9 protein-coding genes and 1 pseudogene are annotated in these 10921 nt (G+C 67.7%); 1 reads left to right on the forward strand and 9 read right to left on the reverse strand.

Annotated elements, in window-relative coordinates; all coding sequences use genetic code 11:
• Positions 1–17 precede the first annotated feature (17 nt).
• The 3 genes from VD972_RS19985 to VD972_RS19995 all read right to left on the reverse strand — a co-directional run bounded on the left by VD972_RS19985 (position 18) and on the right by VD972_RS19995 (position 3027).
• Complete coding sequence (locus VD972_RS19985; protein WP_324989334.1) at positions 18–797, reverse strand: ABC transporter permease; 780 nt, start codon at positions 795–797, stop codon at positions 18–20.
• A complete protein-coding gene (locus tag VD972_RS19990; RefSeq protein ID WP_324989336.1) occupies positions 797–1615 on the reverse strand; it encodes an ABC transporter ATP-binding protein in 819 nt (272 codons plus the stop codon). Before VD972_RS19990 ends, VD972_RS19985 begins: the two co-directional genes overlap by 1 nt.
• Before the next feature lie 89 nt (positions 1616–1704).
• Positions 1705–3027: a hypothetical protein gene (locus VD972_RS19995; protein ID WP_324989338.1), complete on the reverse strand. Its 1323-nt coding sequence runs from the start codon at positions 3025–3027 to the stop codon at positions 1705–1707.
• 88 nt (positions 3028–3115) lie between these two features.
• On the opposite strand from VD972_RS19995, the gene VD972_RS20000 reads away from it, so the two are divergent.
• Positions 3116–6331 carry a hypothetical protein gene (locus VD972_RS20000; protein ID WP_324989340.1) on the forward strand — a complete coding sequence of 1072 codons (3216 nt, stop codon included), beginning with the start codon at positions 3116–3118 and terminating at the stop codon, positions 6329–6331.
• 331 nt (positions 6332–6662) lie between these two features.
• Here the strand turns inward: VD972_RS20000 and VD972_RS20005 are convergent, their stop codons facing one another.
• The 6 genes and pseudogenes from VD972_RS20005 to VD972_RS20030 all read right to left on the reverse strand — a co-directional run.
• Positions 6663–7763 (reverse strand): rhomboid family intramembrane serine protease, encoded by a 1101-nt coding sequence (locus VD972_RS20005; protein ID WP_324989342.1) that lies wholly within the window; start codon positions 7761–7763, stop codon positions 6663–6665.
• A 9-nt stretch (positions 7764–7772) separates the two neighbouring features.
• Positions 7773–8264 (reverse strand): asparagine synthase-related protein, encoded by a 492-nt coding sequence (locus tag VD972_RS20010; RefSeq protein WP_324989350.1) that lies wholly within the window; start codon positions 8262–8264, stop codon positions 7773–7775.
• Between the two features lie 355 nt (positions 8265–8619).
• On the reverse strand, positions 8620–9207 hold the full coding sequence (locus VD972_RS20015) for a hypothetical protein (protein ID WP_324989344.1): 588 nt from the start codon (positions 9205–9207) through the stop codon (positions 8620–8622).
• A 281-nt stretch (positions 9208–9488) separates the two neighbouring features.
• Positions 9489–10046, reverse strand: coding sequence for a nicotinate (nicotinamide) nucleotide adenylyltransferase (gene nadD, locus VD972_RS20020; RefSeq protein WP_324989346.1), 558 nt, complete (start codon positions 10044–10046; stop codon positions 9489–9491).
• A gap of 7 nt (positions 10047–10053) precedes the next feature.
• Positions 10054–10722 (reverse strand): hypothetical protein, encoded by a 669-nt coding sequence (locus tag VD972_RS20025; RefSeq protein ID WP_324989348.1) that lies wholly within the window; start codon positions 10720–10722, stop codon positions 10054–10056.
• A gap of 13 nt (positions 10723–10735) precedes the next feature.
• A pseudogene (locus VD972_RS20030) lies at positions 10736–10921 on the reverse strand (DUF1343 domain-containing protein); the annotation flags it as partial.

Raw genomic sequence — 10921 nt, forward strand, 5'->3', positions numbered from 1 at the left:
CTGTGCCCGTCCAGCGCTCATGAGGCCGAGGGGTGCCAGCGCCGCAGCAGCCGTGCGCCCATCAGACTCACCGCGCCGAACAGGACGATCCCCAGTCCGGCCGCGCACATGACGGCCGCGAACATCAGATCGGTGCGCAGCTGCCGGTACGCTCCGAGCACCAGGATCCCCAGCCCAGCCGTGCCCTCCGAGAACCCAGCGACGAACTCGCCGACGATGGCCCCAATGACGGCCAGGCCCGAGGCGATGCGCAGGCCGGTGAAGATGTGGGGCAAGGCGCTGGGCAGCTCCAGCTTGAGGAGCGTGGCGAGCCTGCCTGCGCCATAGAGGCGGAACAAGTCGCGCAGGGCGGGCTCCACCGAGCGCAGGCCGCTGAGCGTGTTGGCGATGACGGGGAACACCGAGACGATGAAGGCGGAGGCAGCCACGGCCCGCTGCCCCGGTCCAAACCACAGCACGAGCAGCGGTGCCACGGCGACGATGGGGACTGTCTGCAAGAAGAGGGTGTACGGGTAGAGCGCGCGCTCGAGCAGCCGGGACGAGGAGAGCACCACGGCGGCGAGGGCTCCGACCAGGGCGCTCAGTCCGAAGCCAATGAGCGCGGCCTCGGCGGTGACCCAGGCGCTGGCGGCAAGCTCGCGGGCCTCCTGCACGCCGGTAGCAAACACGGCTGACGGCGGCGGCAGGAGGAAGGCCGGCACGCCCAGGGCCCGCACGAGCCCTTCCCAGAGGGCCAGCAGCACGAGGAGCGCGGCCACGGGAGGAAGGACCGAGCGGAGCAGGACTTCGCGCAGCACTAAGCGCCCCCCCGTTCCAGGGCCTCGGAGAGCGCTTGCACCTCGCGGGCGAAGGCAGACTCCAGACGCAGGGCCGCGGCGCGACGGCGTGGCAGTGACAGCACCCGGTCCAGCACCACACGTGCGGGGCGCGGGGAGAACACGATGACCCGCTCGGCGAGCCAGGCTGCCTCGGAGAGCGAGTGGGTGACGAAGAGCACCGTCATCCCCAGCTCGTGCCAGAGCGCGCGCAGCTGTTCATCCAGTCGGCCACGCGTGAGCTCGTCCAGCGCGCCAAACGGCTCATCCAGGAGCAGGAGCCGGGGCCGAGTCACCAGGGCCCGAGCGAGCGACACGCGCATGCGCATGCCGCCCGAGAGCTCGGCGGGATGGCGGTGGGTGAAGTCGCCCAGCCCGATCTGGCCCAGGATCTCGCGGGCGGCGGCGTGGCGCTCGGGACGGCTCACCCCCGACAGCTCGAGCGGCAGGGCGGCGTTGTCCAGCACCGAGCGCCAGGGCAGGAGGTGGGCGTCCTGGAAGACGTAGGCAATGGGAGCGCGCGAGCCGTGGGGCTGATCGGGCGCGTGGGACAGCTCCACCTGGCCGCGGGTGGCCGAGTCCAGGCCTGCGATGATGCGCAGCAGGGTGGACTTGCCACAGCCGGAGGGCCCCACCAGGGCCACGAAGGAGCCAGGGGTGAACTCGAGATCCACCCCGTCGAGCGCGGCGACGCCTCCTGGAAAGGTCCGGTGGACCTGCGTGACCCGGACGCCAATCCCACTGCCGGAGGGCAGGAGATCAGGGGCGGGCGGCGCCAGCTCGGGAGCGAGGAAGGGCATCGCTCCCTGCTTCTATCCCCCCTGTGGGAGATTGGCCACCGCGGCCGTGAAGCCTGGCCGCCTGCCCTCCAGGGACTCTCAGGAAGGCCCTAGCTGGTGAGGATGATCCGGCCGCCCTGCATCGCTTTGCGGACCAGCGCCAGGGCCTGCTCGGAGGCAGCCTCGGCCTCGGTCAGGCGGCGCAGGCACAGCGGCCCCTGCTCCGTCGTCACCGCGCGCTTGAGATCGGCCAGCAGCATCATCGCCGCCTGCATCATCTCCTTGCCCTGCGGCGACTCCTCCGCGGGCTTGCCGGACTTCTCGGCCAGGTACTGGGTGAAGCGCTTCACCACATCCAGCGTCTTGTCCGGATCGAACTGCTCCAGCAGCCCCCTGATGCGCGAGGGGTCCACTTGAAGCAGCCGCAGCGCGCCGACCTTCGAGAAGGAGGGGTGCGGCAAGCCGATCTCCGTCATCTCGAAGGTGCCCAGCAGCCCCTCCTCCGGAGCCTTGTGGGCATGCGGCACCATGTCCACGAAGAGCGCCAGCGGCTCAGCGCCCTGCTTGTAGGCCTCGAGCTCCTCCTCATCCAGCGGGGGGAACTGCTGCGGCACGCCGATGAAGAGCAGCGGGAGGACGATCTCTCCCCAGAACTCCTCGGGCGCGCAGCCGGTGCCGCCCACCGTGGCCACCATGTGGGCCATGAGCTCCACCAGCCGCGGCGCGCGCTCCACCTGCTCCGCCAGGGGCTTGGACGCCTCCAGCCGCTGCAGCGACATGACGATCTGCCCCTCGAACTGCTGGCGAGACTCCTGAGGCAGCGGCGGCTGCGTGCGCCCCAGCGCATCCTTCACGTCGCGCGCCAGCGAGTCCGGCTTCGACTCGAAGGTGCTCTTGGCCTTGGCCGGATCCAGCACCACGAACTGGAGGAAGCCGGGATCGAACAACCGCTGGTAGTCCGCGGGGCCCAGCTTGGGCTGTCCCCCGAGCGACATGGCCGCGCCGGCGTTGAAGCGCACCTGCCCCAGGGAGTTGCGGATGTCCGCGGCCAGCTTCTCCAGCATCGACAGGTTGCCCTGGCTCATCCCATCCATCACCGCGCCGAAGGGCGACAGCATGATGATCGCCGCCGGGAAGCCCAGCGAGAACCCCTCGGGCGAGTCCCGGTTGGGGAACCAGAAGGCCTGGTGCTCGGAGGACAGGCGCGCGGCGAACGCCCCGGCCAGCCCTAGTGCCAGCATCTGTTGCTCCCGCCGGTTCGCCTGGAACGCGCCGCCCACCAGCTTGAGGACACTCTTCTCCACGTCACCCCAAGGAGCCTTCAGGAGATCCACGGGCTTGCCCTCGACGTTCTCGAGATCGGCCGCGAGCTGGGCCTGAGCCTGGTAGACGTGCGGGGGAACAGGGAGGGCCTGAGGATCGGGTTGGGCCATGTCACATCCTGGAGTGGGGAAAACGTGGGCGTCCCCTTATCGTGAAAAACGTGCCCTTGGCCACGATTTGTGCCTCTAGGATGGGGATATGCCCACGCTCCGTCAGGCATCTCGGGGCCTTGCCCTTCTCGGCTGCCTGCTCCTGCTCTCCTCGGGGTGCGCCTTCGTCTCACCCCGGTTTTCCCAGGAGGTCCAGGCGTCCTTTGCTCGGGACGAGATGCGGAAGCTGACCACGCGCTCCATGGAGCTGTACTACCCGGAGCACCTGAAGCCAGCCGCCCTGCGCATCGCGTCGCGGGTGGAGGCGTGCGTGGATCGGCTGCGCGAGCTGTCCTGGAGCAAACGCCCAAGGGATCGGCTGCTCATCTACCTGACGAGTGCGGGCTTCAACAACGCGTACGTGCAGCCGGACCTCGTGAGCACACCGCAGCAGATGGTGATGCCGGCGCACATGAGCCTGGAGCTGTTCAACCTGATGGATCTGGGCCAGACGGAGCTGGGCGACGTGGGGTGCCACGAAGCCGTGCACTACGTGCAGATGCAGCAGGTGGAGGGGCTCTGGCAGGGCATCAACTTCACCACGGGCGGCATCATCCAGCCCAACATCTTCACCGAGTCCTGGTTCCTGGAGGGGCTGGCCACGTACTACGAGGGCCACTTCGATCGGGACACGGGGCGACCGAACAGTCCCATCTGGCGTGGCTCCTTCGAGGCCATGGTGCAGGCGAACGAGGGGGAGCTGAACGCCGGGCACCTGTCGCCGGATCACCGGGAGGCGGACCCGTTCGGCGGCAACTACCTCACGGGCAGCCACTTCGTGGGGTGGCTGGTGCGCACGTACGGTGAGAAGAAGCTCTGGGCGCTGATTCATGAGCAGGCCCAGTCCTGGGCTCCTCCGTTCGGCGTGACGCTGCGCTTCCGGCGCGTGTACGGGGCGACGATCGGCGGGCTGTTCGACGAGTACACCGCGGCGCTGAAGAAGGAGCTGCCCCGGCGCCAGCGCCCGGCCTCACAGGCGGTGCTGGTGCCGGACGTGGGGTACTTCACACGGATGACCGTCTCCTCGAAGGACGGCGCGATGGCGCTCGTGCACGTGGGGCGCGAGGAGACGGCGCACCTCACCGTGCGCAAGCGGGATGGCTCGGTGCGCTTCTCGAAGGATCTCACCCTGCTGCTGCCGGGGCGCGAGTGGATCCTCAGCTCGCCTTCGGTCATGAGTGGCCTGTCCTTCACTCGAGACGGCGCCCTGCTCTACCTGGTAGCGGCCGATATCAACAGCGAGGGGGCCTTCCTGTCGCGGCTGTGGCGGGTGGACGCGCGGACGGGCGAGGTGCTGCGCACCTGGGAGATCGAAGATGGCATGGGAGGCAGCGTCACGCCGGATGGCAGGGCGTATGTCTTCGCCGACATCAAGGGCGGCGACATCGCGAACCTCGTGCGCCGGGATCTGGAGACGGGACAGCAGGAGCCGCTCACTCGCTTCGAGAAGCATGTCTCTCTGGCGGCTCCCGCGGTGTCTCCGGATGGCCAGCGGGTGGCGTTCGCGATGCGAGGGCCGGACGGCTGGGATCTGGCGCTGCGCGGGCCGGACGGGAGCGTGCGCTGGCTCACGCGGGATGGGCACTTCAACTACTCGCCCCAGTGGATCGATGACGATCAGGTGCTGTTCCTGCGCGAGCAGGACGAGCGGTTGCAGGCGCATGTCCTGAGGCTCTCCACTGGGGAGCTCATCCGCGTCACCGACGCGCCGCACCTGGTGATGGATGCCTGGCCGACGGGTGACGGGAAGGTGGCGTTCCTCAACCGCGAGGGCGTGGTCTTCTCGCTCGATCGGGCTCCGCTCGCACCAGTGGCGGAAGCTGCGCCCCAGACCGCGGCAGTCCCGACTCCAGCCCCCACGGCGCCTGCGGAGCCCCCTCCCCCCGCGCCGCTCGCTGACGCTCTGGCGCCTCCGGCCGCCCCGACAGCCCCTGACGCTCCGGAGAATCCTCCGGGTGCGCCCCCGTCTCCTGAAGCCTTTGCCGAGTTCCCTGCGTCCCCTGCGCCCCCGACCTCCGGCAGCGAGGCACCTGCATCTGAGTCCTCCCCCCCTGAGACACCCGAAGCCACCACGCCACCCTCCCCTGGAGACACGACGCCTTCCCCCTCGCTTCCGGCTCTTGCCACGGTGCCGCTGGCCGATGCGCCGGTGGCCGAGCCCCCTCCCGTTCCAGGAGCCGAGGTGGAGATCGTCTCCGACGAGCCCTACTCGCCGCTCGAGCGGCTTGGGTACCCGGAGCTGCGTGTCCCGCTCGTGCTTGCGTACCTGGACGAGGACACCGAAGAGCTCCGTGTCCAGGGCTTCATCTCCCTGGCGGGACAAGATCGGCTTGGCTTCCATGCCTGGGCGATCAACGCCTCCTACGACTCGGGCACGGAGGACCCGAGCCTCTCGCTGAGCTACGGCAATGCGCAGCTCGCGCCATGGTACGTCCTGACCTCCATCGGCTACACGAAGGACGAGGACCAGCGGGATCTCCAGGCGTCTCTCTCTGCCTCGCGGAGCTTCTGGACCACGCCGGTAGCGTTCGGACTCTTCGGCCTGCGGCGCCAGTACTTCCAGAATGGGGCTCCCCGAGAGCTGACGACTTTGTTCGGCCCTGAGGTGTCCACCGCCTACTTCTCCGGGGCAGGCACCTCGTACGGCGGCACGCAGAAGGGGCTCGGGCTGTCGCTGTCCGCAGGGGTCTTCCCCAAGGCCTTCGGCACCAACAACACGATGGGGAACATCCGAGCGGAGGTGTCGACGTTCCTCGGGGGCCTGCCTGGCTTCAAGAGGGACAACCTGTCTGTCTCGCTCGCGGGTCGATTCCTGCCCGGGGCTCCAGACAACTTGCTCGAGGTGGGTGGAATCTCATCGGGCAGCGCGCTCTACCAGTCGGAGCCGAGCCGAGGGCCCAGCATCCCGCGTCAGTTCCAGCCGGGCACGGCCTTCGCCGAGTACCTGCGCGGCTACGAGGACTTCACCGTCCGCGCCCGCCACGCCGTCATCGGCAGTGCCCTCTACCGCTACCGGTTCATCGTCGACTACGGCTGGGCCTCGACGTTGTATCTGCTGCCTTCGCTCTTCGTGAACCAGTTCGAGGTGGAGGGCTTCGGCTCATGGGCGCGCACGGACTTCCGGGACAACCTGCGCGCGGCCGGCGGCGCGGCCCGGCTCCAGCTCACGATGGGGGGGCTGCTCCCCATCGGCCTCTACTACCAATACGCCTACCGCTTCGATCGGGACTTGGGCCCGCTGCACCTCGTGGGCGTGTCCTTCTAAAAAGAGGCTTCTGCATAGCCCCCCTTTGTGAACACCAGAGAGGCATAGGATGGAGGCGGCGGGAATCGAACCCGCCGCTTGGAACTTCTGGCGAGAGCGATCTCACTCGGTCGAGCGCAGGCCCCGTAGGACTTCCAGGCGCAGCATTTTGAGAGCGGGCTTGGCGGAGTTCCGTGGGTGCCCACCAGTAGCGTGTGCCCTGGCGAGGTGTGGCTGGGGAGGGACTGGTGCGGGAGCGCGGGTGGGAGTACCGGCGCAGGCGGCCGGAGGGGACGGTGCTGTATGAGGCGGTGAGGGGGTGGAGGAGCCGAAGAAGGAGCGCAAGCCAGCGCTACCGGGTCTCACTCGGTATGGGATTCGCCGCAGCCTGCGGTTCCGCGTCGCCCTTCAGGTAGACCGCCGCCTCAGGTTGAAGATCCATGACCATCCCGCAAGCAATGCCAGTGATGAGACCGCCAAAGTGGGCAGCGTTGTCGATGAAGGTCGCCAGCAGACCTAGAACACCGTTGATCCCGATGCACACCGCCATCTCCACGATCAACCGCTTGCGAGCCGTGGCGGGCCATCTGTAGCGATAGCGAAGACCCACCGCGAAGAGAACGCCGATCAGACCCAAAATGCCCCCAGAGGCTCCAACGCTGGTTGCGGGCGTCGCGATGAAGCTCGCCACAAAGCCAACGATACCGGCACTGAAGTAGACCAGTAGGAGGCGTCGCCAGCCGTAGAGGTTCTCGACCAGCCGCCCAAACTCAGATAGCGCCGAGAAGTTGAAGATCAGGTGCCCAAGCCCAGCATGCAGAAACATAGGCGTTACCAAACGCCACAGCTCGCCTGCGCCGATCCGGTCATTGACCTTTGCGAAGTGAGCCTCCAACCCCTGGGGTGGCAGCAAGAATGACAAGACAAATGGGAGGACAATGCTCCCAACCAAGACCCATGTCGCCCTTCCGGGCCGTGCGAGATACAGGCGAAGAGCCCCATCTTCGGGGGTCGGATCTGGGATGATCCCGCTCACGTCCCCCGTCTCCCGCATGGTCCTGAGCTTTTTCCGCCGTCGCGCCAGAGGCAAGATGGGCAAGCCAAAGATGGCAACACCCAGCACCACGGTGAAGAGGATCTCCCGGACGGGTGCTCCCTTTCGGGCTGACGACAGAGCGACCGCCAGCACTAGCGCCATGATCGAACCGATGAAGATGTCGAAGATGACGAGCGCCCGAAGGGAGCGGGACACGAGATACTCGCTGTAGGTCGGGACGAGGCGAGCCAGCTCCGGAACGGAATGTAGGTCAACTGGACCAGAGGCCGTCACGCCTCCAATCTGATCCCTGGGGCGGAGTTTTCCGGCCTTTGCAAGGGCCACAAGGTCGTCGAGCGTCCCGCCGAGAACCTTGCGACTCCCCCTCATCACTTCAAGGTGCTGCTGATCGCTCATCTCCTGATACTACTTGAGGATTCCTCTCGAGACACGAGCTGCGAGCCCGAGCGGACTGGCAGCGCGCGGGCCGCCGTCCTGCCTCTGCGCTGAGGCGCCACGCCCGGACCGACGCTGCTGGAGCAGGTCCGCCAGCTCCAGCGGTGCATCCACCTGGCTCCAGAGAGCGGAGTCCCCGCTGTATCCCGTGAGGAGCACCCGCGCGCCCCGCTCCCGCATCAGCTCCCCGACGCGATCATACTGGCGGAAGCAAAGATGGGTGGTCGGCGTCTCGGAGCACGGCGCATCGAGCTGAGCGAGCGTCATGGACTCCTCCCCCACGTGCAGGCCAGGCCGCCCGAGCTTCTCCTCCACGGCGCGGATGAACGTACGCTCGTCCGACGTCCGGGAGCGCTCATAGACGAAGGAGACGGTGTGGAACTCCGGGGCCTCCGTCTCTCCCGCTGCGATGAGCTGATGCGCCACGCAGGCGACGGAGGAGGAGTCCAGCCCGCCGCTCAGCTGATGACGTTGTTCTGCTCAAGGAAGGTTGCTCTAAGGCGTCCTTGATTTCCTCGGAGACGATCAGGGTGCTCGACCACCCCTCGGGACGGAAGACTGGGGATCTTCAACCGGCCCTCCACATGCACGGGCATTCCTCCCTTGAAGTCCCAGTCCTGCACCTTGCGGCCATGGCTATCGATGGGTGTCGACGAGGAAAATGTGGAGGCAGCCCGCGCAACGCGCATGGCCAAGCCCCGGAGTGGGCAGCGCGGTATTGCCCATGGAGGCCAGCGTCCTGACAGAGGGAGTATGACAAGGACGGCCCCGCGTCCCCCTCTTCAGGAACGCGGGGCCGTGTCTCACAGGCCTGGGGTTAGGACGGCCGCACCGTCAGAGGCAGCTGCGGCAGCTGAAGCCCCTCGCTGACCGGGGGCAACTCGCCCGTGAGCACCGCGCCCAGCTGGCTCACCTGCTCCAGCGGGACGCCTTTGAAGTCCAGCACCGCCTTGCCCTTCTGGTTGCGCAGCGCCACCTTGACGAGCGTGCCCTTGCCCTGGGGGAAGCGCAGCGCCACCGCCTCGGAGTACTGCTCGGCCAGCACCACCTTCTCCGGCGGCAACGGCTTGCTGGAGGACGGCTTGCGCTTGCGCTGGATCGCCCGGCGCATCTGCTCCACGCTGCACTTCGCGAACGGCTCCACGGCCACCTGCCCCTTCTCGTCCGGCACCTCGATGGGCGTAGGGCCCGGCTCCTCGGGGTTGATCTCCAGATCCCCCGCCTCCTTGTAGGTGAGCAGCAGGTGCAGGCACGTGACACCGAAGCGCTGCGCCACCGGCTCACTGAAGGTGCGGGCCACCGCCCCGTACATGCTGAGCGCCGCCTGGGACAGGTCCGCCAGGTGCTTGCTGAAGTACTCCCGGGCGTCCTTGTGCCCGGCCTTCTCCGCCAGCTTCTTCTCCACGATGTAGTTGTAGATCTGCCCGATGCAAATGTTGGAATGCCGCGGATTTACGGAGGGGCGGCGCCCTCGAGAGCGCAGGGGGGCTCGATAACCTGCTGAATTGACAGCAGTGGGCTCCCGCTGCACACAACCGAGATAGTCCGCGCTCGCGGACGGTGCAGTCGCCGGTCCTGACTCAGTCAGGAGTAGTCGATCGCCGGTCCTGACTCAGTCAGGAGTAGTCGATCGCCCACGGCAGCCACAGGGGCGTGGTGCTGCTGTTCTCCCACTCGAGGCTCCCTTCACAGGCCGTAGAGGCCCGCCTGCCGCGCGTAGTCGAGCACTCGGCGAGGTACCAGCTCCACCGGGGCTTCACCGCGCGCCAGCATCTCGCGGATCTTCGTGGAGGACACCTCCGCCAGCGGCGGCCCCAGGGTCTTCGGCGCCGGGTAGCCGGCCCGGTACAGCACCAGCACCCGCACCATCTGCTCGATCCGATCGAAGCTCTTCCAGCTCGGCAGATCCTTCAGAATGTCCGAGCCGATGATCAGCGAGAACTGGATGTCCGGGTAGCGCTCGCGCAGATAGGTCAGCGTCTCCACCGTGTACCCAGCCCCGCCCCGCTCCGCCACCTCCTGCTCCACCCGGCTCGTCTTCATCCAGCCGGAGGCCTCCTCGCACATCACCTCGCACATCCGTATGCGGTGCTCGAAGGGTGCCAGCGCCTTGCCGAACGGGTGCTGGTACGCCGGCATCAGCCACACCTCGTCCACGCCCTGCGTGGCGTGCACGTACTGCGTGGCCAGCAGGTGGCCCACGTGCGGCGGATTGAACGAACCTCCCAGGAGCGCCACCCGCAAGGCCACCTCACTTCACCGACAGCTTCGTCCCGCGCCCAAGCAGGATCTCCCGCGGCTCCATCACCACCGTCCCATCCAACCGGAAGGCCGTGAAGCGCAGATCCCGATCCACCTTCTCCAGCAGCCCGCACGTCTGCTCCGCCGCCCCGGCCAGCCGCCCCGGCGCCAGGAAGTAGCGCGGGCCGATCTGCACCACGTTGGGCTCGGACTCCTTGCCGTGGATGAAGAGCGTGGCGTTGAGCAGATCCTCCCGCGTCAGATCGTTCTTGTCGTGGACAAGGCAGCACAGCGCATCGCCCACCATGTCCAGCAGCTTCCGGGGAATGTTCGGGTCCATGTACTGGAGGCAGTCGCGCTCGGGCACGCGCGCGAAGCGCTCCAACACCAGCAGCCGATCCTCCTCCGCCGCGAAGTCCGCCGGAGCCTCGCCGAACGCGGGCGGCCGTGGCAGCGCATCCTTGGCGGACAGCCAGTGCGACACGTCCGCCAGGAAGTCCATGTCCGAGTACTCACGCCCCCCGCGAGCCTTCTCCCTCCGCTCCAGGATCCACGCGTCCAGGTCGGTGTAGCGCCCACCGACGAACATGAAGCGACGGGCGCCCTTCGCCCGCAAGAGCTCATAGGCCGCGTCGATGGCGGCGAGATCACCATGGCTGTCGGAGAGAACGCCAATCACGGGAGGCCTGTCCTCAAGCGTACAGCAGGAAGGGCCTCCTTTGCTTCTGGAAGGCGTCCGCCTGGGCGGAGAAGCCCTCCATGAGCCGATCCAGCGGCCACCCCTCCTCGAGGCCCCGGCGCACCTGGTCCGTGCCGCACAGCAAGTCAAAGGCGGGCACGTCCTCCACGAACTCGTAGGCGTCCGCGCGCCAGGCGAA

The organism is Hyalangium sp. (assembly GCF_035629615.1).
Classification (GTDB): domain Bacteria; phylum Myxococcota; class Myxococcia; order Myxococcales; family Myxococcaceae; genus Hyalangium.

Excerpts from the sequence above, each read along its gene's own strand:
- VD972_RS20005 (WP_324989342.1), bottom strand. The coding sequence starts at position 7,763 with ATGAGCGATCAGCAGCACCTTGAAGTGATGAGGGGGAGTCGCAAGGTT.
- VD972_RS19995 (WP_324989338.1), bottom strand. The coding sequence starts at position 3,027 with ATGGCCCAACCCGATCCTCAGGCCCTCCCTGTTCCCCCGCACGTCTAC.
- VD972_RS19990 (WP_324989336.1), bottom strand. The coding sequence starts at position 1,615 with ATGCCCTTCCTCGCTCCCGAGCTGGCGCCGCCCGCCCCTGATCTCCTG.
- VD972_RS20000 (WP_324989340.1), top strand. The coding sequence starts at position 3,116 with ATGCCCACGCTCCGTCAGGCATCTCGGGGCCTTGCCCTTCTCGGCTGC.